Here is a 20,850-nt window from a genome sequence, read left to right on the forward strand (position 1 = left end):
CACAGTGTTGCGCATGAGTTCGTCGGTCGTCGATTCGTTCACTGTCGCCACGTTCAATGTCAACGGGATTCGCGCGGCGCGGCGTCGCGGGTTCGACACGTGGCTGCGGGCTCGGTCGGCCGATGTCGTCGCGCTGCAGGAACTGCGTTGTCCCGCCGCGGAAGTGGGAACTTTTCCGGGCTACTCGGCCGCTGTCGACGTCGGTTCCGTGGCAGGCCGGAACGGGGTGGCGGTGCTCACGAGGGTTCCCGCCGCCGCGGTGCGGACGTGGGTGACCCATCCGCCCAAGGCCCGCGGACTCGGCGAGTTCGCCACGCAGGGTCGCTACCTCGAGGTCGACCTGGCCGACCGCGCGGTGACGGTGGCCTGTCTCTATCTCCCGAAGGGCGGGCTGCCGGCGCATCTGCAGCGTCCGGGGTCGATGCGTGAACAGCCCGACGGCGGTCGCAAATACGAGCGCAAGCACCGGTTTCTCGCGGCGTTCGCCCGGGAACTGCGCCGGAACCGACTCGCGGCGCTCGCCTCGGGACGCGAGTTCCTCCTCGCCGGCGACCTGAACATCGCCCACACCCAGCACGACGTGACCAACTGGCGTGCCGCGCGCACGATGGACGGCTTCCTGCCCGCCGACCGTGAGTGGTTCGGCACGGTGCTCGGCACCCGCAGGCTCGTCGACGTGGTGCGGCAGGTGCACGGCGAGCGGCCGGGGCCGCTCACCTGGTGGAGCTGGGCGGGCCAGTCGTTCGTCAAGGATGTGGGCTGGCGGGTGGATCACCAGCTCGCCACACCGAACCTCGCCCGGCTGGCCACGGCCGTCGCCGCCGACAAGGAATCGTCACCCGACCAGCGGCTCTCCGATCACGCGCCGCTCGTGGTGACCTACGGCTGACTCGGCCCGAAACGGCGGAAGCCCGCCACCGCGAACGGTGACGGGCTTCCGGTCCGGCCGGAGCCGGGTGCCGCTTACTTGCGCAGCGAGGCCGGGACCTCGAAGCGCGGGCCGAACTTCTTGGCCAGCTCGTCCGCACGGGCCACGAAGGCCTCCTGGCCACCGGGGTAGCCGACGATGAACTGGTGCGAGCCGCCCGACCAGGCCGGGAAGCCGATGCCGAAGATCGAGCCGATGTTCGCGTCGGCGGTGCTGGTCAGCACGCCTTCGTCGAAGCACTTCTGGGTCTCGATGGCCTCGGCGAACATCATCCGGTCCTTGAGGTCCTGGAAGGTGACACCCTCCGGGAGCTCACGCTGTGAGTTGTAGATCGAGCGCAGCTCGTCCCACAGGCCGGTGGCCTTGCCGTCGACGTAGTCGTAGAAGCCCGCGCCGCCCAGCTTGCCGGAGCGCTTGTGCTCGTTGACCATCGAGTCGATGACCTCGGCGGTCTTCGCGGACGCGGCGTTGAGCTCGCCACCGGCAGCAAGGATGGCCTCGGCGGTCTCCTTGTAGATCTTCTGCATGGTGGTGAAGTTCAGCTCGTCCGAGAGCTTCAGCGGCGCCGCCGGGTAACCGGCCTGCAGGCCCGCCTGCTCGATGGTGGACGGGTCGATGCCCTCGGCGACCATCGCGATGGCCTCGTTGATGAAGGTACCGATCACGCGCGAGGTGAAGAAGCCACGGCTGTCGTTGACGACGATCGGGGTCTTCTTGATGGCGAGGGTGTAGTCGTACACCCTGGCCAGCGCCTCGTCCGAGGTCTTCTCGCCCTTGATGATCTCCACCAGCGGCATCTTGTCCACGGGGGAGAAGAAGTGGATACCGATGAAGTCCTCGGAGCGCTTCACACCGTCGGCCAGCAGGGTGATCGGCAGGGTCGAGGTGTTCGAGCCGAGCAGCGCGTCGGCGTCGACGATGTCCTCGATCTCCTGGAAGACCTTGTTCTTGAGCTCGGGGTTCTCGAACACGGCCTCGATCACGAAGTCGACGCCCTTGAAGTCGGCGGCGTCCGCGGTCGGGGTGATGCGGGCCAGCAGCGCGTCGGACTTCTCCTGGGTGGTCTTGCCACGGGAGAGGGCCTTGGCCTCGAGGGCCTCCGAGTACGCCTTGCCCTTCTGGGCGGCTTCGAGCTTGACGTCCTTGAGGACGACCTCGTAGCCGGCCTTGGCGGAGACGTAGGCGATGCCCGCGCCCATCATGCCGGCGCCGACGACACCGATCTTCTTGATCTCACGCTTCGGCACGTCCTTCGGACGCGAACCGCCACCGTTGATGTGGTTCAGGTCGAAGAAGAACGCCTGGATCATGTTCTTCGCGACCGGACCGGTCAGCAGGCTCGTGAAGTACCGGCCCTCGATGGTCAGCGCGTTGTCGATGTCGACCTGCGCGCCCTCGACCGCCGCGGCCATGATGGCGCGCGGGGCGGGCATGTTGGTGCCCTTGATCTGCTTGCGCAGGTTAGCCGGGAACGCGGGCAGGTTCGCCGCGAAGGCCGGGGTGGACGGGGTGCCGCCGGGGATCTTGAAGCCCTTCTTGTCCCACGGCTGGGCCGCCTCGGGGTTGGCCGCGATCCACGCCTTGGCGGCGGGCAGCAGCTCCTCGACCGAGGACACGACCTCGTCGATCAGGCCGATTTCCTTGGCCTTGGTGACGCGGTGACGCTGACCCTGCAGCAGCACCTGCATCAGCGCGCCCTGCAGGCCGAGCATGCGCACGGTGCGGGTCACGCCGCCGCCACCGGGCAGCAGGCCGAGGGAGACCTCGGGCAGGCCGATGGCCGAGCCCTTGACGTCGGCCGCGACGCGGTAGTGGGTCGCCAGCGCGATCTCCAGGCCACCGCCGAGGGCGGCGCCGTTGATGGCGGCGACGACCGGCTTGCCGAGCTGCTCGAGGCGACGCAGCGGGGCCTTCACGCGGGTGACCATGTCCATGACCGCGGCCGCGTCCTCCGGGCCGACCTGCATCATGTTCTTCAGGTCGCCGCCGGCGAAAAAGGTCTTCTTGCCGGAGGTGAGCACGACACCGGTGATGTCGTCCTTCTCGGCCTCCAGGCGGTCGACGGTCGCGGCCATCGAGTCCAGGTAGGCGTCGTTCATGGTGTTGGCGCCCTGGCTGGGGTCGTCGATCGTCAGGACGACCACGCCGTCGGCGTCCTTCTCCCAGCCGATGATGTTGTCAGTCATAAGTTTTCGTTCTCTCCTATGAGAAGTTTCGGCCGGGGATCAGACGCGCTCGATGATGGTGGCGACACCCATGCCGCCACCGATGCACAGGGTGACCAGGCCGTAGCGCGCGTTGCGGCGCTCCAGCTCGTCGACCACGGTGCCGGTGATCATCGCGCCGGTGGCACCCAGCGGGTGGCCCATGGCGATCGCGCCGCCGTTGACGTTCAGCTTCTCGTCCGGGACGTTGAGGTCCTTCTGGAACTTCAGCACCACGGAGGCGAACGCCTCGTTGATCTCGACGAGGTCCATGTCCTCGATCGTCAGACCGGCCTTGGCCAGCGCCTTCTTGGCGGCCGGGGTCGGACCGGTCAGCATGATGGTCGAGTCCGCGCCGGAGGTGGCGGTCGCGACGATGCGGGCCTTCGGGGTCAGACCCGAGTTCTTGCCCGCTTCCTCGGAGCCGATCAGCACCAGGGCGGCGCCGTCGACGATGCCCGAGCTGTTGCCACCGTGGTGGACGTGGTTGATCTTCTCGATGTAGGTGTACTTCTGCAGCGCGACGGCGTCGAAGCCACCCATCTCGCCGATGCCGGCGAAGGAGGGGTTCAGCTTGCCCAGGTCGGCGGCGGTGGTGCCGGGACGCATGTGCTCGTCGTTGTCGAGCACGACGAGGCCGTTCTGGTCCTTGACCGGGACGATCGACTTGGCGAAGTAGCCGCCGGTGGTGGCCTTGGCGGCCAGCTCCTGCGAACGCACCGCGTAGGCGTCGACGTCATCGCGGGAGAAGCCCTCGATGGTGGCGATCAGGTCGGCCGAGATGCCCTGCGGCACGAAGTAGCCGTCGTAGTTGGTGGCCGGGTCGAGCGCCCACGAGCCGCCGTCGGAGCCCATCGGCACGCGCGACATGGACTCGACGCCACCGGCGATGACGAGGTCGTCGAAGCCGGAGCGAACCTTCTGCGCAGCCAGGTTCACGGCCTCGAGGCCGGAAGCACAGAAGCGGTTGAGCTGGAAGCCACCGACGGTGTCGGGCAGACCCGCGATGGTGACGGCGACACGGGCGATGTCCATGCCCTGGTCACCGACGGGGGTGACGACGCCGAGGATGAGGTCCGAGATCTGGTCCTCGTCGAGGTTGGGGAAGCGGCCACGCAGCTCCTGGATCAGACCAACAGTCAGATCGATCGGCTTGACCGAGTGCAGCGAGCCGTTCTTCTTGCCGCGGCCGCGCGGAGTGCGGATGGCCTCGTAGATGTAGGCCTCTGTGGTCATATCGGAGTGTTTCCTTCCTTGGGGTGCGGTGGCCGCACGAACGCCACGACCAACTGTCTCGACGCCGTACAAATCCGGCAGCGCCGACGGAGCACAGAGCCATGCTCCATCCGGCGATTCCGGCCACCCGTTCATACTACCGTGGTGTGCGAACTCCGGTTAACTTAACGTGGTCCAGCCGGTGGCTGTCAACCATCCAGACTCTTCGCTCCGAGCTCGTCTCGCAGCAACGCCAGAGCGACCTCGTCCGGGTCTTGCCGATCGCCGGGAGCCACCGGCTCCGCGGCGGCGGCCAGCATCTCCTGCTCCTCTTCCGGGGTCGGCGGCGCCAGCACCGCGTCGCCCGGCCTCGAGCCGTGCCCGGAATCGCCACCGGACCGGCTCGAATCGGGCCCGTACCCCTCATCGGGGCCGGGGTCGTCGGGAAGGTCGGGGAAATCGGGCGGCGGGATGTCGTCGTCGGCGGCCCGCTTGGCCTGACCCGCCTGATTGCCGTTGGCCTGGCTGGGCCGGGAGAACTTGGGCCGCCCCGCCGGCTTGGCCTCACCCTGACCCGCACCGCGCGCCGGAGCACTCGCCGCCTTCGCCGCCGGACGCGGCGCGGGCGCACCCGTCTCCCAGCGCACATCCAGCTCGCGGCCGAGCACCGCGCGCACCGCCGACCGCACCGCGTCGATATTGCGCGGATCCGACAGCCGCTGCGCCAACGGCGGGCTCTGATGCGCGAACACGATCACGTCACCCTCGGCCCGCGACACCGCGGCCCCCGACAGCAACGCCTGCAAGGTCGGCCCGAACTCCCGCACCTTCCCCTTGATCTCCGCCCAGGCCCCGTCGACCAACGCGACGAGGTCCTCGGCCGGCGCGGCGGCCGGTTGCGGAGCGGCGTCGGACTCCGGTCGCTGGGCAGCGACAGCGGGTTCGGGCTGGTGCGCGGCGGCAGGCTCCGGTCGGTGAGCGGCAGCGGCCGACTCCGGCCGAGGGGCAGCAGCGGAGTCCAACCGCTGCGCAGCAGAAGGCTCCGGCTCGTGCGCAGCAGCAGGCTCCGGCCGCTGCGCAGCTATAGCGGGTTCCGGCCGTTGCGCGGCAGCGGTGGGTTCCGGCTGGTGGGCGACAGTGGGTTCCGGCCGCTGCGCGGCAGCGGGCTCCGGCCGCTGCGCGGCGGCGGGCTCCAGCCTCTGTGCGGCAGCGGGATCCGGGCGATACGCGGCGCCGGGTTCAGATCGATGTACGTCAGCCGACTCTGATTGATGCGCGGCGCCGGAAGGTTCCGGCTGGTGCGCCGCGGCGGGTACCGGAGCGACGTCCGCCGCTCGCGATGCCGCGGGCGGGGATGCGACCGGGTCCGGCGCTGGGAAATCACCCACGCGTGTGGGCGAATCACCTTGCGGTGCCGACATTTCCGTTCCACGCTTGATTGCCGCACCGGATTGCGGGACAGCGCCCGGCCCGGCGGGTTCACCCTGGCCGTTCGGCGCCAGGTCGGGATCTTGCCCGGTCACAGCCTCACCGGGGCGCTGCCCGCGCGTATCGGCCGACGGCTGGGCGATTGACGCTGCAGCGGACGCGGGATCCTGCCTGACCACCGAAGGCGCCTGCGAGGCAGTCGTTTCCGACCCTGGGGCAGCGGACGGGCGGTCACCGGAGGGCCCGGTCTGCACATTCGACTGGGTGGACGGCTGCGACGCCATATCCCGCACCGGCGCCACGGTCGAGGCAGAAGCATCCGATCCGCCTGCTGCGACCGAACCACCGGGAGCGACCGAACCACTGGGGGCGACCGAACCACCAGTAGCGGCCGGTCCACCAGTAGCGGCCGATCCGCCTGCTGCGGCCGATCCACCAGCAGCGGCCGATCCACCAGCAGCGGCCGATCCGCCAGGAGCGGCCGATCCACCAGCAGCGGGGCGCTCACGGCTTGGCGCGGACGGCACCGAACCGCCTGCGGCCGCTTCCTTTTCGGCGCGGGCGGCGGCCAGGAGTTCGGCGCCGCGGCGACGGTTCTCGCCGCCTGCGGGGCGGGGGGACGGGGCGGCGGCGGGCGCGGCGGTGGGTTCACCGGCGGCGGGGCCGGGGCGGGCGGGGGCGGGAGCGATTGCGCCACCGGCGAATCCGCGCTCCAGGCGTTCCAGGCGCTGGAGGGTGGCGGATTCGGCGTCGGAGACCGACGGGAGGAGCATGCGGGCGCAGATGACCTCGAGCAGGAGGCGGGGGGCGGTCGCGCCGCGCATCTCGCCGAGGCCCTCGTGCAGGAGTTCGGCGTAGCGGGTGAGGGTGGCGGGGCCGAGGCGTTCGGCCTGGTCACGCATGCGTTCCAGGACGTCGCCGGGGCCGGAGACCAGGCCGCGCTCGGCGGCGTCGGGGACCGCGCGCAGCAGGATCAGGTCGCGCAGGCGCTCGAGCAGGTCGACAGCGAAGCGGCGCGGGTCGTGGCCCGCCTCCATCACGCTGTCGATGGTGCCGAACAGCGCGGCGCCGTCGTCGGCACCCAGCGCGTCGATCGCGTCGTCGATCAGCGCGACATCGGTGACGCCGAGCAGCGAGACCGCGCGCGGATAGGTGACGCCCTCGGGCCCGGCACCGGCCAGCAGCTGGTCGAGCACGCTCAGGCTGTCGCGCGGGGAACCCCCGCCCGCCCGGATGACCAGCGGATACACCGCCTCCTCGACCGGCACGTGCTCCTGCTCGCAGATCTTGCCGAGCAGGCCGCGCATGGTCGCCGGCGGCAGCAGCCGGAACGGGTAGTGGTGGGTGCGTGAACGGATCGTCGGCAGCACCTTGTCCGGTTCGGTGGTGGCGAAGATGAAGATCAGGTGAGCCGGCGGCTCCTCGACGATCTTGAGCAGCGCGTTGAAGCCGGCCGTGGTGACCATGTGCGCCTCGTCGACGATGAACACGCGATAGCGCGACTCGGCGGGCGCGTAGAACGCGCGATCACGCAGCTCACGGGTGTCGTCGACACCACCGTGACTGGCCGCGTCGAGCTCGATGACATCGAGATTGCCCGCGCCGCCCGGCCCGAGCGCCACGCAGGACGCGCACACCCCGCACGGCGTGGAGGTCGGCCCCTCCACGCAGTTCAGCGAGCGGGCGAGGATGCGCGCCGAGGAGGTCTTGCCGCAACCACGCGGACCGGAGAACAGATACGCGTGACTGATCCGTCCGGTATCCAGCGCCGTACTCAGCGGGTCGGTGACATGCTCCTGACCCACTACCTCAGCGAACGTCGCCGGTCGATACTTCCGGTACAGAGCCACGGCCCACAGGCTACCGCCGCACTGTGACATGTGGATGAGCGGCCGACGCGTCACCGTCTCGCCCGCATCCCGTCGCACAAACGTGATGCAGATCACAGTTCGAGTGCAGGTTCGGAGCGGGTGGGCAAACCCGGTCGACGAGGCGCTACGGCCGAGTTGTCGACTATTTCGCGCGCGGCGAATGCCCGGAGGAACGGCGGTTGATCCTGGTTGTGACGGAAATGCGTACCCGTTCCCCGATTGACAGCCCCTTTCCAGATGTAACGAAACAATCAATCGCCGTGACAGCAGCGCAAGCGCCTGGCTACCGTGGATCTCGGCAACTTCGGTGGCCAAACCTTCATCAGGTTGGTGACCCCGGCCGGTCCCTCATCCCGACCGGGGCACAACCTTCGCGCACCGTATCGCTCCCCCACCGCCGACCGGAGGAACGTTTCACCGTGCTGTCGTGTGATGACATCGCAGCCGCCTGGCTCGCCCACACCGACTTCGCCGGCGACCACGCCGCGGTCGGCCTGCTGAGCCGGGCGATCAGCCCCCAGGACTTCGACATCAAGCGCGATTCGCTGCCCGTCGCCGCCGCGGCGGACCCGGCGACCGCCGCGGCCATCCTGCAACTGCTCGAACGCGGGCAGGTGCCGACGATGGCGGCCATCCGCACCCTCACCGCGCAGAACGAGATGCGCCGCGAGGCCGAGCGGATCGAGCGTCTCGGCAGGCGCGCCCAGCGCAGCATCGACGAGTTCGGCCGCATCCTGGCCCGGCTCGCCGCCGCCCACTGGACCGACCACGGCATCGGGCCGACCCGCCGCGACATCCTCGCCGACGCCGAGGTCTCCGAGCTCATCGCCGAGCGAGTCGGCGAGATCGCGCCGTCGGCGGTCAAGCACCTGTGGCTGATCGAGCGGGCGCAGCGCGCGGGCTGGATCGCCTCGAACGCGAACCCCGGTTCGCTGTGCCCGGCCCGCCGCTGGCACACCACCAAGTACGGCAACCGGGTCTCGCAGAAACCGGTCAACATGATCGGCAAGCTGGTCGCCGGATTCGTCGTCGAGCACACCGCCGAGCGGGGCAGGCCGCCGAGCTGGGCCGCGCTGGCCAGGGACGCCCGCGACGATCGCGGCAGGCGGGTCTTCTTCGATGTGGCCGACGCGCACGCCCAGCGACGCTGGCTGATCACCGCCGAATGGCTCGCCGACGGCGATGACCTGCCCGTTCCCGGCAAGCGCGGCACCAGGGCGCTGGCGAAGGAAAACCGGGGCTAGAACCCGGGCGACACCAGCGCGGACGGTGAGCATTCGGTAATTTCCTTGCAACGCAATCACGCGTGAAAGGAGTTACCGTGCCCGCAACGATCGATCCTGCGGCCACCGCCTGGCTTCTCGCGGCTACCGCCATGGTGCTGTTGATGACGCCGGCGCTGGCCGTCTTCTACGGCGGGATGGTGCGCTCCACGGGCGTGCTGAACATGCTGATGATGAGCTTCATCGCGATCCCGCTGGTCACGGTGGTGTGGCTGGTCGCCGGGTACAGCCTGGCCTTCGGTGACGACGCGGGCGGCGGCCTGATCGGCAACCTCGAGCACGTCGGCCTGGCCGGGATCGATCCCGGCTCGGTGCGCGGCACGATTCCGGAGCTGCTGTTCGTCACCTTCCAGCTGACCTTCGCGATCCTCACCGCCGCGCTGGTCTCGGGCGCGATCGCCGACCGCGCCAAGTTCTCCGGCTGGATGGTCTTCGTCCCGCTGTGGACGCTGGCCGTGTACGCCCCGATCGCGCACTGGGTATGGGGACCCGACGGCTGGCTGCTCGGTTTCGGCACGCTCGACTACGCGGGCGGCTTGGTCGTCGAGATCGCCTCGGGCGCCTCGGCGCTGGCGCTGGCCCTGGTGCTCGGCCCGCGCATCGGCTTCAACATCGACGCCATGCGACCGCACAATCTGCCGTTCGTGCTGCTGGGTGCCGGTCTGCTGTGGTTCGGCTGGTTCGGCTTCAACGCCGGTTCCGCGCTCGGCGCCACCGGCACCGCGGCGGCGGTCTTCCTGAACACCCTGGTCGCGGGCAGTCTCGGCATGCTCGGCTGGCTGATCGTCGAGCAGGTCCGCGACGGCAGGCCGACCACCTTCGGCGCGGCCTCCGGCGCGGTGGCCGGTCTGGTCGCGATCACGCCGTCCTGCGGCGTGATCAACACCCTCGGTGCGGTGATCGTCGGCCTGGCGGCCGGTGTCGTGTGTTCGTTCGCCGTCGGCTGGAAGCACCGGGCGGGCTACGACGATTCGCTCGACGTGGTCGGCGTGCACTTCGTCGGCGGCATCGTCGGCACGATCCTGATCGGCCTGCTCGCCACCGAGGTGATGACCGGCGGGGTGAACGGCCTGTTCTACGGCGGCGGCTTCGCCCAGCTCGGCAAGCAGCTGGTCGGCGTGCTCGTGGTCGCGGCGTACACGTTCGGGGTGTCGTTCGTGATCGGCAAGCTGATCGACAAGGTCATCGGGTTCCGCGTCAGCAAGGAAGACGAGACCGCGGGCATCGACTTCGCCCTGCACGCCGAGACCGCGTACGCCGAAGGCGTGCACGGGAGTTCGCCGCGTCGCTTCGGCGAGGGGCACTACGGGGGTCACTGACCCCTAGCTGACCTCGTCGGCCGGGGACAACCAGGTGTTGCATTCGAAGTTGCGGTTCTTCGAGTAACCCTGGTTGTACCAATTGCCGTTGTGCTCAGGCGTTCCGTGATCGCGGTGGCGGCCGTTGCCGTCACCGCGGTTGTAGTTGTGCTTGACCGCGGCGTAGCCCTCCTGCGAGGTCCACGAACCGCCCGCCTCCGCCGAGCCGATGTACATGCCGCCGAAGCAGCTGGCCTGCAATTCCATTCGCCGTGAGGTCTCCAGCCCGCCCGCCGAGGTGGCGCCCTGCTCGCGGCGCTGATTCGACGAGGCCTGCAGCAGTCCGGTCAGGCCCTGCACGTGGTGGCCGTATTCGTGCGCGTACACCGACAGCGCCTCCATCGGCGGGTACGGCGTGTTGTGCAGGACCAGCCCGGCCGTCGACATGTAGATGGTGCTCGACGCGCTGCAGTAGAACGCGTCGCTGGTGGCGCCGCCGCACGGCGAGGACAGCTCGGACGGATTCACCGCGACTTCCAGGCCCGGGCTGCGGAACGGCAGGTTCGCCGCGGCCAGGTTGGTCCGCCACATCTGGTCGAGGCAGCCCTGCGCGGCCGCGAAGAAGGCCTTGGCCGTGGCCGCGTCGGTCGACCAGCGCGGCAGATCGCAATCCATGTTCGGCAGGAAGGCGCTGCTGTCGCGGAACAGCGGATGCTGGCCGAGCGCGATCACCGGTTGCGGCCCAGCGGGTTTCGTCGTCGTCGGCGCGGTGGTGCGGGCCGAGGTGCGCACGGTGGTCTGGGTCGTCGTGGTCGGTGCCGGAGTGGCCGAGCTGCTGTAGGTGAAACTCGGCGTCGTCGTCTTGGCGACGTTCTTCTTCGACGAGTCCTCCGACAGCGAGACCGCCGCGACCAGCAGCGCGCCGACGATCCCGCACACCGTCAGTACGGTGAGCAGCGACCCGAACCAGCCGCCACCACCTCGGCGCGGCGGCGGATACCCCTGCGGCGCATAGCCGTACGGCGGCGGCAGCGGGCGCGGGTACATCGGCTGCTGGTAGGACGCGGGGTACCCGTAGGGCGGCTGCCCCTGCTGCGGATATCCGTAGGGCGCCCCGGGTCCATAGGGTCCGGGCGGTTGGGACAGGAAAATCAGCTCACTTCGCTCGCGGCGGCGGTAAAGGTGTTGCACTGGGAGGTGAGGTTGCGCTGCAACCCGGCCTCGAACCACTGCCCACCGTGCTCGGAGGTGCCGTGATCGCGCATGTCGCCCGGGCCGTCACCGCGGCCGTAGGAGTCCTTGGTGGCGACGGTGACCTGCGAGGCCGACAGCGAACCGCCGCCCTTCGACGACGCGATGAACATGCCGTCGAAGCAGTTGGCCTGCAACTCGACCCGGCGCGAGAGCTCGAGCCCCTTGGGCGAGCGGGCGCCCGCGTCGACGCGTTCCGAGTTCGCCTTGCGCAGGATGCCCGACTGGGCCTGCACGTGGTGGCCGTACTCGTGCGCGAACACCGACAGGTAGACGACCCAGTTGTCCCGGAACTGATCGGTCTGCAGCTGGCTGATCGGCATGTAGATGGTCTTGTTCGCCGCGCAGTAGAAGGCGGCGAAGTTGCTCGTCGACCCGGTGCACGGCGTGGTGATGCCCGCGGTGGTCGCGGTGACGCTCAGCGTCGGCGACTCGAACGGCAGGTTGTTGGCCGCCAGCAACGGCTTCCAGGCCGCCTCCAGGCAGGTCGCGGCCGATTCGAAGAAGGCGCGCGCCTTCTCGACCTGGGTGCCCCACGGCGCGTAATCGCAGGACGCGGGCACCAGGGTGCCGTCGGCGTCGGTGAGCAGCGGATTGTCGCCGGTGGCCGCGGGCGCGGTGCCGGGCTGCGGGGTGTAGGTGGTGCTCGGTTTCGGGCCGATCGCGCCGATGCCCGCGTCGAGGCCGGTACTGACGGCGAACTTCACCAGGCCGCCGACCACGAGGAAGACGACGACGAGGAACAGCGAGGTCAGGCCGCCGCGGCGTTTGCGCGGTGGCGGGGTCGGCCTGCCGGGCGGGCCGTAGGGCATCGGCGGCGGCCGGTAGCCGGACGGCGGACCGTAGCCCTGTCGCGGTCCGTAACCCTGTGGATAACCTTGCGGCTGTTGATAACCGGGCGGCCCGTAACCGGGTTGCGGTCGATATCCCGGGGGCTGCCCATAGCCAGGGGGCGGCGGAACCGGTCGTCCACCTGGACCGACCGGGCCATAACCGTACGGTGGTTGGGTCACGCCCCCGTACCCCCTCGTCTCGTGAGTCGCCGACAGCCGCTGACGCAGAATAGCAAGCTGTCTAGAGTAAGCAGCCATGCTGACTTTTCGGGGGGGCGCCGCAGGCGCGCTGCTGCTCGCTTCGGCGGGATTGCTCGCGGCCGCGCCGGTAGCCCACACGGAGCCCGCGCCGGCCGGCGTCACGATCACCGCCGATCTCACCCTGACCGATGACGGTGTGCTCCAGGTCACCGAGACCGTCGGGGTGCCCGCCGACGGCAACTTCACGATGTCGCTGCCGTTGCGCCTGAAGGTCGGCGACGACGTCGAGCGCGTTTTCAAGGTCACCGATGTCACCGCGAGCGGCGCAGGCACCGCCACCACGGTCAACGATCAGTTCGTCGTCGAAGCGAAGCCTGGTGAATCCAAGTTCACCTATTCGGTGCACAACACCGTCTCCGACGCACCGGGCACCCAGGTGTTCCACTGGCTCGGCGTGATGAACGCCGATATCGCCGCGCTCGACGTCTCGGTGATCAGCCCCAGCTATCAAATGGGCATCGTCGACTGCAAACTCGGCCCGGCGGGCAGCCCCAAGCCGTGCGCCGATGTGCACACCGAACCCGACGGTGTGCTGTACCTGAGCCAGCGCGACCTGCGTAAGGGCGATGCGATCGACCTCACCCTGCAGCTGCCGCCCGGCACCGTGCCCGCCAACGCCGATGTGCGCGGCGGCGACTCGGACAACTTCTTCGCCTTCACCACCCCGGTGCTCGCCGCGTTCGGCGCGCTGCTGCTGGCGCTGGCGGCGATGATCGCCTACGTGCTGACCGCCAGGAAGCGCGCCGCGGCGGCGCTGGCGGGCAGCGACACCTTCCAGCCGATCGTCCAGCAGGGCGGCCGGGTGGACTTCACCTCCCCCGACGGCGTGCTTCCCGGTGAGGCCGGTCTGCTGCTCGACGAGCACGTCGACCCGGTCGACATCGCCGCCACCGTCGTCGATCTCGCGGTCCGGCGCTACATCTGGATCACTCCGGTGAACGCGCGCGGCGAGGACGACTGGCGGATCAGCCGGGTCAACGCGCCCGACGATCAGCTGCGCGACTACGAGCGCACCGTCTACGACATGCTGCTGCCCGAGGGCACCGACACCGTCGCCGTGCGCGAGCTGCGCGCGCCGGGCCGGATGCAGCTCGACCCGATCCGCGCCGCGATGCGCGCCGACGCGGTCGCCACCGGCGCCTTCGCCGACCCGAAGCAGCGCGCGCTCCCCCGCTGGATCGGCGGCGCGCTGATCGTCCTCGGCGTGATCGCCACCGTGGTGCTCGCGCTGACCTCCGGGCACGCGCTGGTCGGCGTCGCGATCGCGCTGGCCGGTGTGGCCGCGATCCTGCTGCCGAACTACCTGCCGACCAGGACCACCCTCGGCGACACCGTCGCGGGCCGGGTGCGCGCCATGCAGCGCGGCCTGGATACCGTGGCCCGCGAACAGATCCCGCCGATCGATCAGGAGACGGTGTTCTCCCGCGCCCTGCCGTACACGGTGATCAGCGGCCGGGCCGACAACTGGATCCGCGCCTTCCGCGACATGGACCCGTCGGCCGATTCCCAGCCCGGGCTGTACTGGTTCGCCGGCTACGACCGCGACCGCAACCTGCACCGTTTCGCCGCGCAGTTCCCGTTCTTCATCACCGCGCTGGAAGGCGCGTTCAACCCCCGCTAGCGGATGCCGAACGGCCGCTTCGACTGTGTCGAGGCGGCCGTTCGTCTGTCCGAGGTTCCGCTCAGATCCGGCGGATGGCCGCCAGCGGGTCGGCGTAGAGCGCGCTGAGCGAGGTGACGACGGCGGCGAATTCCTGCACCTTGCCGCCGAATCCGCTGATCCGGATGTCGGTGGGCGGGAGCTGGGTGCTCTGGGTGAAGGCCCTGGCGACGTGCGGCAGCGCGGGGCGGTACCCGGTGAACGCCTGGCCGCCGAGGACGACGCGGTCGGGGTTGAGCATGTCGCGGACCAGCGCGACGGTCTGCCCGAGCATCGTGGCCCGCTCCGCGAGCAGTTCCCGCGCGCCGTCGGACCCGGACTCGGCGGCCCGGTACAGGTCGGCGATGGTGGTGCCCGCGGTGCCGTTGTGCGCGGGGATGATGCCGCGGCCGACGGCCCTGGCCTGCAGCGCGCGATCGCCGACGGTCACTTCCAAGCAGCCGCGACGGCCGCAGGTGCACTGCACGTCCGAGCCGGTGGGCAGGTGCGCGATGGAACCGGGGCCGTTGTTCGGGGTGTGCACGCGGCCGTCGAGGGTGACGGCGATGCCCGCGGTCTCGCGGACGTAGAAGTAGAGGCTGCTGCCGTTCTGGGTGGCGGGCAGTTCGGTGTCGGGCTCGGGCCTGCGCGCGTCGAAGGTCGGCAGCAGCAGCTCCGAGGCGGCCATCGCCTCGACGTGCGGCGCGACCGAGACCGGCAGCTCCAGCACGTCACCGAGCACCTGACCGATCGGGGCGCCCTTCCATTCCAGCTTGGGATGGTCGACCACCCCGGTGTGCGAATCGACGCGACCGCCGATGGCGACGCCCGCCCACAGCGGGGTGCGCCGGTGCCAGCGCTGCAGGAACGCCTTGGCGCTGCGCGCGACGGTGGTGACCGCGAACTCCTGACCGGTCTGCGGAGTCGCGATGGCGAGGCCACCCAGAATCCGGCCGCGCAGATCGGCCGCGACGATCTTGGTCGCCGCGGCGCCGATGTGGATGCCGAGCGTGAGGTAGGCGTCGTGGTCGATCTCGAACGGCACGCGGGGCCTGCCGACCGCGCCGGCGGCGGTCAGATCGGGCCGCTCGCGCAGCAGACCGGCCGAAAGCAGCGAGGCCACCTGGCGATTCACGGTGGCGATGCTGAGACCCGTTGCCCGCGCGGCATTGTCGCGCGAGACCGGACCCGAGGCGGCGGTCCGCAGCACGGCGGCGGCGGGGTTGTCGCTACGGCGCAGTTCCGGGGCGACGACGGGGCGGGAAACCCGAGGACGACCGGCGCCCGCCCGAGCGGCGGGGCGATCGATGATGGGAGTAGACATATGAAGTTCCTTGCTGAAATCCCGTTGTCCCAACGGAATTGCCGACACGTATGGCGTGGCAGCTCGCGAGCCGCAGAAGGCTCAGCTGCAGCATCAGGAACGACAAAGTTCACGCGTCAACGGCAACCGCAAGCCGAGAGCGGCGGTCACATAGGTGACCCGCTTGGCGAGAAGATGGTTGCCGGACATAACAATCAAGTTAACACCTAACCCGGACCCATCCAAGCCGAACCGGCGGATTGTGTCGCGACGCACAACGTTTCCGCAGGTCAGAAGGGCGCGAGGGGTGCGCAAAGCCGATTTCGGTCTACCCGGGCAGACGGCAGAACCCCTCCGGAACCGTGGTTCCGGAGGGGTCGCTGAGCCGGGTGACTACTTGGCCGGCGAGGGGGCCGGAGTCGGGTACGGCTGGGTGATGGTGATGAAGTACTGGATCGCGGCACCGATCGCGACCGGCGCGGTCACGAAGATCTGACCCGCGATGACGCCGAGGGCACCGATCGTGGTGGCACCCACGACGCAACCCGCGATCGGGCCCGCGCCGAACAGCGCCAGCAGCACACCGGTCGCGACGAGGCCGGCACCGGCACCCGCGATGCAACCGACAGCGGCGCCGCCGAGGCCACCGACCAGCGTGCCGATCGCGGCGCCGAGCGAGATGGTGGAGGTCAGGCGCGACCAGGCGGCCTGCTCACGCTCGTACTCGTTCTTCCAGGGAGCCTGGTTCTCGAACGGCAGGGCGACGGGCTTGTAGACGGCCTTGGAGGCGTCGTAGACCGGGCTCAGGGTGGCCTTGTTGCCCGAGATCTCGGCCGCGATGGGCAGCTCGAACTCGTCGAGGCGGAAGGTCAGCGGGGTACCCGCGACGGTGGTGCCGTTGGCGGCCTTGACCTTGAAGGCGCCGTCCTCGACGACGAGCGAGCCCGCATCGGTGGTGATGACAGCCTTCGAGTCTTCGACGACCTCGGCGGAGTAGTTGATCACGTCGGCGCCCTCGTCGGCCGGCGCCGGAGCCGCGTAGGAGGTGCCCGCAGCAACACCGGTTGCCATGGTCACGAGCGCCGCGACCACGGCGAGCTTCCTCATCTTCATAAAACTGCCAATCCCTCATCGGTTGTCGATCTGTTCGAGAAGCCAGCTTCGAGCAGACGACCACCGATGACGAGGGAAAAAAGCAGGCAGATCGTAACTAAGAATTCACCCGGCGGATTTCGCGGCGGCCTTTGCCTGCTTCTTGAATTCCCTTACTTCGGCGAGGGTTTCGGCGTCGACGACATCGGCGACCGAGCGGCGCGAGCCCTCGTCACCATAGGATCCCGCGGCCTTTCGCCAGCCATTGGGATGTACGTCACGTTGCTTGCCGAGCAGCGCCAGGAAGATCTTGGCCTTCTGCGCGCCGAAGCCCGGCAGGTCCTGCAGCCTGCGCAGCACCTCTTTGCCGTCCGGATCGCCGCTGGTCCAGAGGTTGGCGGGCACGCCGTCGTAGTGCTCGATGACGTATTGGGCCAGCGCCTGCGCCCGGCGGGCCATCGAGCGGCCGTAGCGATGGATGGCGGGCGGGGTGGCGGCGAGCTCCTCGAATTCGGCCGGATCGGCCTCCGCGATCCGGCGCAGATCGAATCCGCCCATGCGCTCGGCGAGTTTGCGCGGCCCGCGAAACGCGTGCTCCATCGGATACTGCTGATCGAGCAGCATGCCGAGCAGCAACGCGAAATCATCGGTGCTGAGGAGTTCGTCGGCCTCGGCCTCCTGCGCGAGACACAGCGTTCGAGTCATACATTCATCGTGACACATTTCACTAGTAGCCTCTGGATCCATGCTCCCGAGGACTGCAGCTTCCACGATGGCGGTAAGTATGACCGACTACACCCCTCGCCCTGACCGCTTCGATCAAGCGGGCCAGGACCAACTGATCGACGCCCACGACCTGGAGGTCACCCAGCCCGGGATGCGCAGGCTACGCGCCTGGAGCCACGCCGCGCTGGCCCTGCAACCGGGCGAGAGCGCCCTCGACATCGGCTCCGGCACCGGCTCGGAGGTGTTCGTCTTCGCCGACGCCGTCGGCCCGACCGGCACCGCCGTCGGCGTCGAACCCGACCTCAACCTGCTCACCTCGGCCCAGCGCCGCGCCGGTGAGCGCGAGTCGACGGCGACCTTCGCCACCGGCGACGCCTACGGCCTGCCGTTCGGCAACGAGAGCTTCGACGCGGTGCTCTGCGAACGCGTCTTCCAGCATCTGACCGCGCCCGCCCGCGCCGCGGCCGAGATCGCCCGCGTGCTGCGGCCGGGTGGCCGCGCGGTGGTGGTCGACAGCGACTGGGCCACCTCGATCGTGCATCCGGGCGACCCGCGGGTGGTCGGCGCGGTGATCGACACCCTGATCTCCTCGACCACGAACCCGCTGTCCGGCCGCAGGCTGGCCGGGCTGCTCAGCGGCGCCGGACTGGTCGTCGACGAGATCGGCTCGCACGCGCTGGTGCAGGACCGCAGCGTCGGCGCGGGCGCGCTGGTCAGCCGGATCGCCGGGCTGGCGGTGCTGCGCGGGGTGATCACCGAGGCCGAGCACGCGCGGCTGATCGCCGACCTGCAGGCGGGCGCCGATCGCGGTGACGTCCACGTCTCGGTGACGATGTTCGGCGTGCTGGTGCACAAGCCGAGCTGAGCCGAGGGCCGGGCGCGTCGGCACGCGCCCGGCCGCGCGCGCTCAGTGCTCCGCGAGCAGCTTCTCCGTGGCCGCGAGCAGCACGCAGGTCGCCAGCCCGTCCATCGCCTTCTCCAGCTCCGGCAGCTGCGGGAAGGAGGGGGCGATGCGGATGTTCTTGTCGTCGGGGTCCTTGCCGTACGGGAAGGCCGAGCCGGCGGCGGTGAGGGCGATGCCCGCGTCCTTGGCCAGCGCGATCACCCGCGCGGCCGTGCCGTCGAGCACGTCGAGGCTGATGAAGTAGCCGCCCTTGGGTTCGGTCCAGGACGCCACCTTGGACGCGCCGAGCCGGTCCTCGAGGATCCGGCGCACCAGCGCGAACTTCGGCTCGAGCAGCCTGCGGTGCTTCTGCATGTGCTCGCGCACGCCCTCGGCGTCGGTGAAGAAGCGCAGGTGCCGCAGCTGGTTGAGCTTGTCGGGGCCGATGCTCTTCTTCGACGCGTGCCCGAGGTACCAGTCGAGGTTGGCCTTCGAAGCGCCGAAGAAGCTCACGCCCGCGCCGGCGAAGGTGATCTTGGAGGTGGAGGCGAACACCAGCGGGCGGTTCGGGTTGCCCGCCGCCGCGGCCATGCCGAGCACGTCGAGCACCGGCGCCGCGGTGTCGGTGAGCGGGTGCACCGCGTAGGCGTTGTCCCAGAACAGCCGGAAGTCCGGCGCGGCGGCCTTCATCGAAACCAGCTCGCGGACAACCTCTTCGGAGAAGACGGCGCCGGTCGGGTTGGCGTAGTTGGGCACCGCCCACAGGCCCTTGATCTGCGGGTCGTCGGCCAGCAGCGCCGCGATGGCCCTGGTGTCGGGGCCATCGTTGTTCATCGGGACGGCGATCATCTCGATGCCGAGCGCCTCGGTGATCGCGAAGTGCCGGTCGTAGCCGGGGGCCGGGCACAGCCACTTGATCGTCTCCTCCGCCGCCCAGCGGCGCGGGGAGTCCGGCGTGCCGTAGAGCATCGCGAAGACGATGTTGTCGTGCATGAGCTCGAGGCTGGCGTTGTTGCCCGCGATCAGCTGCTCGACCGGGATGCCGAGCAGTTCACCGAAGATCGCGCGCAGCTCGGGCAGGCCGTTGAGGCCGCCGTAGTTGCGGCAGTCCACACCCGACCCGTCGCGGAAGTCGCCGTCGCCCGGGAGGGAGAGCAGCGACGCGGATAGGTCGAGTTGTTCCGGCGAGGGCTTACCTCGAGTGAGGTCCAGGGTGAGCTTCTCGGTCTGGAGCGTCGCGTAATTCGCGGTCTGGGACTCGTGCTCGGACACGAGTTCCGCGTGGCTCATCAAACCGATCTGCGTTTGCCGGGGCATCCTGGGCAGCCTTTCGAAGCAGCAAGGTGGGTGGTGCACGCTGCGCGTGCCGACACCCGCAACGTTACCCGGCGGTTGCTCGGAATCGGTGGGGTATCCGGGGCCGAATCAGGCTCGCACGCTGCGAAGGTGCGTAGGCGGATCGATCCGGCGGGGGTCCCCGAAAAATTAAGGGGACCCCGCGCACCCGGCAGAGCCCGTTGACCCTTGCTGCCTTCCGGCCCTGGGGGAGTTCACAGGATGCGCGCCGCGCGGGATCCGTCGGCCAGTGTAGCGGTTCGATGTGCCCCTCGCAGCGGGGGGTCGATACGATCGCGTCGAATCGACGGGGCTTGTCCCGTATCGAAACCGGAGGGGGCCGAACCATGACGAATTCCCAGCAGGGATCCGGCGATCAGCCTGGACAGTCCGATCCGACCGTGCACTGGTGGTCGACGCCGACGAACGCGGGCGCCGATCCCACGGTGTTCAATCCGGCCGCCGACCAGCCGCAGCCGGGGTACGGCCACCCGGCGCAGGGGCAGCCCGGCTACGGCCAGTACCCCTCCGTCCCGAGCGCGCCACAGGCCGGTTATCCACAGCAGCCCCCGCCCCCGTACGGCCCCGGCTACCAGCAGCCCGCCTACGGGATGCCGCCCCGGCCGTCCGGGAACAAGAACGGGCTGATCATCGCCGGTGTCGTCGGGCTGCTCGCGGTGGTCAGCATCGGTGTCGTCGGCGTCGCGGTCGCCACCCGCGACGACCCGTCCGACCCGCTGACCTCGATGGAGAACGACCGCAAGAAGAAGATGGAGGGCAACTACGCGATGACCTCCATCTCCAACGCCTGCTCGCTCATCGACCCGACGGTGCTGAAGAAGTGGTCCTCGGACCCCAAGGGCAGCCCGGAGCACAAGGAGACCCAGCCCACCAGCTCCACCGGCGGCAGGCTCTCGTGCACCGCGGACTACTCGAGCAAATCGCCCCGCAGCAAGTACCAGACCAACGACGCCGAGATCGACCTGGACGTCGAATTCAACGACGCCTACGGCGACCCCTCCTACACCCGGTGGAAGGAATACGACACCGGCACTTCGGGTTCGGGCCTCGCCTCGGGCCCGGTCACCGGGATCGGCGCGGAAGGCTACTGGAAATCCGAGACGCGCGACGTCGTCGGCCCGCGGCTGACCTACACCGTCGCCGTCGCCGACAGCAATGTCTCGGTGAAGGTGCAGATCACCCTCTCGCGGGCCGAGGGCGAGACCATCAATACCGACGAGGTCGCCACGGTCGCGAAAGCCCAGGCGCAGAAGGCGCTCACGGGGCTGAAGAAGTAGCC

At 69.6% G+C, this 20,850-nt stretch carries 15 protein-coding genes and 1 other RNA gene; 6 read left to right on the plus strand and 10 right to left on the minus strand.

Annotated features, from left to right (window positions below; translation table 11 throughout):
• The first annotated feature begins 13 nt into the window (after nt 1-13).
• The gene (locus tag ACFYWJ_RS04190) at nt 14-889 is read left to right on the plus strand and encodes an exodeoxyribonuclease III (protein WP_355280999.1); all 876 of its coding nucleotides are present in this window, start codon (nt 14-16) and stop codon (nt 887-889) included.
• A 74-nt stretch (nt 890-963) separates the two neighbouring features.
• On the opposite strand, the gene ACFYWJ_RS04195 is transcribed toward ACFYWJ_RS04190, so the two are convergent.
• The 3 genes from ACFYWJ_RS04195 to ACFYWJ_RS04205 all read right to left on the minus strand — a co-directional run bounded on the left by ACFYWJ_RS04195 (nt 964) and on the right by ACFYWJ_RS04205 (nt 7,580).
• Nucleotides 964-3,114: a 3-hydroxyacyl-CoA dehydrogenase NAD-binding domain-containing protein gene (locus ACFYWJ_RS04195; protein ID WP_355281000.1), complete on the minus strand. Its 2,151-nt coding sequence runs from the start codon at nt 3,112-3,114 to the stop codon at nt 964-966.
• Between the two features lie 39 nt (nt 3,115-3,153).
• Nucleotides 3,154-4,368: an acetyl-CoA C-acetyltransferase gene (locus ACFYWJ_RS04200; protein WP_355281002.1), complete on the minus strand. Its 1,215-nt coding sequence runs from the start codon at nt 4,366-4,368 to the stop codon at nt 3,154-3,156.
• A 188-nt stretch (nt 4,369-4,556) separates the two neighbouring features.
• A complete protein-coding gene (locus tag ACFYWJ_RS04205) occupies nt 4,557-7,580 on the minus strand; it encodes a DNA polymerase III subunit gamma and tau (protein ID WP_387160805.1) in 3,024 nt (1,007 codons plus the stop codon).
• Nucleotides 7,581-8,065: 485 nt separating this feature from the next.
• On the opposite strand from ACFYWJ_RS04205, the gene ACFYWJ_RS04210 reads away from it, so the two are divergent.
• Nucleotides 8,066-8,890, plus strand: a complete 825-nt coding sequence (locus ACFYWJ_RS04210; protein WP_355281003.1) for a hypothetical protein — start codon at nt 8,066-8,068, stop codon at nt 8,888-8,890.
• Nucleotides 8,891-8,967: 77 nt separating this feature from the next.
• A complete protein-coding gene (locus tag ACFYWJ_RS04215; RefSeq protein ID WP_355281005.1) occupies nt 8,968-10,248 on the plus strand; it encodes an ammonium transporter in 1,281 nt (426 codons plus the stop codon).
• A gap of 3 nt (nt 10,249-10,251) precedes the next feature.
• On the opposite strand, the gene ACFYWJ_RS04220 is transcribed toward ACFYWJ_RS04215, so the two are convergent.
• Nucleotides 10,252-11,274, minus strand: coding sequence for a neutral zinc metallopeptidase (locus tag ACFYWJ_RS04220; protein ID WP_355281007.1), 1,023 nt, complete (start codon nt 11,272-11,274; stop codon nt 10,252-10,254).
• Between the two features lie 104 nt (nt 11,275-11,378).
• Entirely contained in the window at nt 11,379-12,290 is a 912-nt protein-coding gene (locus ACFYWJ_RS04225; RefSeq protein WP_355281009.1) for a neutral zinc metallopeptidase, read from the minus strand.
• A gap of 277 nt (nt 12,291-12,567) precedes the next feature.
• Between ACFYWJ_RS04225 and ACFYWJ_RS04230 the strand changes: the two genes are divergently transcribed.
• Nucleotides 12,568-14,193 (plus strand): DUF2207 family protein, encoded by a 1,626-nt coding sequence (locus tag ACFYWJ_RS04230; protein ID WP_355281010.1) that lies wholly within the window; start codon nt 12,568-12,570, stop codon nt 14,191-14,193.
• A gap of 61 nt (nt 14,194-14,254) precedes the next feature.
• Here the strand turns inward: ACFYWJ_RS04230 and ACFYWJ_RS04235 are convergent, their stop codons facing one another.
• From ACFYWJ_RS04235 to ACFYWJ_RS04245, 3 genes are all read right to left on the minus strand, one after another.
• Nucleotides 14,255-15,535 carry an ROK family protein gene (locus ACFYWJ_RS04235; protein WP_355281012.1) on the minus strand — a complete coding sequence of 427 codons (1,281 nt, stop codon included), beginning with the start codon at nt 15,533-15,535 and terminating at the stop codon, nt 14,255-14,257.
• A 372-nt stretch (nt 15,536-15,907) separates the two neighbouring features.
• A complete protein-coding gene (locus tag ACFYWJ_RS04240) occupies nt 15,908-16,627 on the minus strand; it encodes a hypothetical protein (RefSeq protein WP_387160810.1) in 720 nt (239 codons plus the stop codon).
• A 105-nt stretch (nt 16,628-16,732) separates the two neighbouring features.
• The gene (locus tag ACFYWJ_RS04245; protein WP_355283963.1) at nt 16,733-17,311 is read right to left on the minus strand and encodes an HhH-GPD-type base excision DNA repair protein; all 579 of its coding nucleotides are present in this window, start codon (nt 17,309-17,311) and stop codon (nt 16,733-16,735) included.
• Between the two features lie 79 nt (nt 17,312-17,390).
• On the opposite strand from ACFYWJ_RS04245, the gene ACFYWJ_RS04250 reads away from it, so the two are divergent.
• A complete protein-coding gene (locus tag ACFYWJ_RS04250) occupies nt 17,391-18,197 on the plus strand; it encodes a methyltransferase domain-containing protein (RefSeq protein WP_355283966.1) in 807 nt (268 codons plus the stop codon).
• A 42-nt stretch (nt 18,198-18,239) separates the two neighbouring features.
• Here the strand turns inward: ACFYWJ_RS04250 and ACFYWJ_RS04255 are convergent, their stop codons facing one another.
• Nucleotides 18,240-19,532, minus strand: a complete 1,293-nt coding sequence (locus tag ACFYWJ_RS04255) for an aminotransferase class I/II-fold pyridoxal phosphate-dependent enzyme (protein WP_355283968.1) — start codon at nt 19,530-19,532, stop codon at nt 18,240-18,242.
• Between the two features lie 168 nt (nt 19,533-19,700).
• An RNA gene (gene ffs, locus ACFYWJ_RS04260) (signal recognition particle sRNA small type) lies at nt 19,701-19,795 on the minus strand.
• Nucleotides 19,796-19,897: 102 nt separating this feature from the next.
• On the opposite strand from ffs, the gene ACFYWJ_RS04265 reads away from it, so the two are divergent.
• On the plus strand, nt 19,898-20,848 hold the full coding sequence (locus ACFYWJ_RS04265) for a hypothetical protein (RefSeq protein WP_355283971.1): 951 nt from the start codon (nt 19,898-19,900) through the stop codon (nt 20,846-20,848).
• Nucleotides 20,849-20,850: the final 2 nt, after the last annotated feature.

Source organism: Nocardia sp. NPDC003269, assembly GCF_042888005.1.
In the GTDB taxonomy this organism is placed as follows: Bacteria; Actinomycetota; Actinomycetes; order Mycobacteriales; family Mycobacteriaceae; genus Nocardia.

Bases quoted from the DNA above. Each gene is read 5' to 3' on its own strand.
- ACFYWJ_RS04250 (WP_355283966.1), top strand. From the start codon at position 17,391: ATGACCGACTACACCCCTCGCCCTGACCGCTTCGATCAAGCGGGCCAG.
- ACFYWJ_RS04200 (WP_355281002.1), bottom strand. From the start codon at position 4,368: ATGACCACAGAGGCCTACATCTACGAGGCCATCCGCACTCCGCGCGGC.
- ACFYWJ_RS04195 (WP_355281000.1), bottom strand. From the start codon at position 3,114: ATGACTGACAACATCATCGGCTGGGAGAAGGACGCCGACGGCGTGGTC.
- ACFYWJ_RS04235 (WP_355281012.1), bottom strand. From the start codon at position 15,535: ATGTCTACTCCCATCATCGATCGCCCCGCCGCTCGGGCGGGCGCCGGT.
- ACFYWJ_RS04230 (WP_355281010.1), top strand. From the start codon at position 12,568: ATGCTGACTTTTCGGGGGGGCGCCGCAGGCGCGCTGCTGCTCGCTTCG.
- ACFYWJ_RS04245 (WP_355283963.1), bottom strand. From the start codon at position 17,311: ATGACTCGAACGCTGTGTCTCGCGCAGGAGGCCGAGGCCGACGAACTC.
- ACFYWJ_RS04225 (WP_355281009.1), bottom strand. From the start codon at position 12,290: ATGCCCTACGGCCCGCCCGGCAGGCCGACCCCGCCACCGCGCAAACGC.
- ACFYWJ_RS04265 (WP_355283971.1), top strand. From the start codon at position 19,898: ATGACGAATTCCCAGCAGGGATCCGGCGATCAGCCTGGACAGTCCGAT.
- ACFYWJ_RS04220 (WP_355281007.1), bottom strand. From the start codon at position 11,274: ATGTACCCGCGCCCGCTGCCGCCGCCGTACGGCTATGCGCCGCAGGGG.
- ACFYWJ_RS04240 (WP_387160810.1), bottom strand. From the start codon at position 16,627: ATGAAGATGAGGAAGCTCGCCGTGGTCGCGGCGCTCGTGACCATGGCA.
- ACFYWJ_RS04255 (WP_355283968.1), bottom strand. From the start codon at position 19,532: ATGCCCCGGCAAACGCAGATCGGTTTGATGAGCCACGCGGAACTCGTG.
- ACFYWJ_RS04190 (WP_355280999.1), top strand. From the start codon at position 14: ATGAGTTCGTCGGTCGTCGATTCGTTCACTGTCGCCACGTTCAATGTC.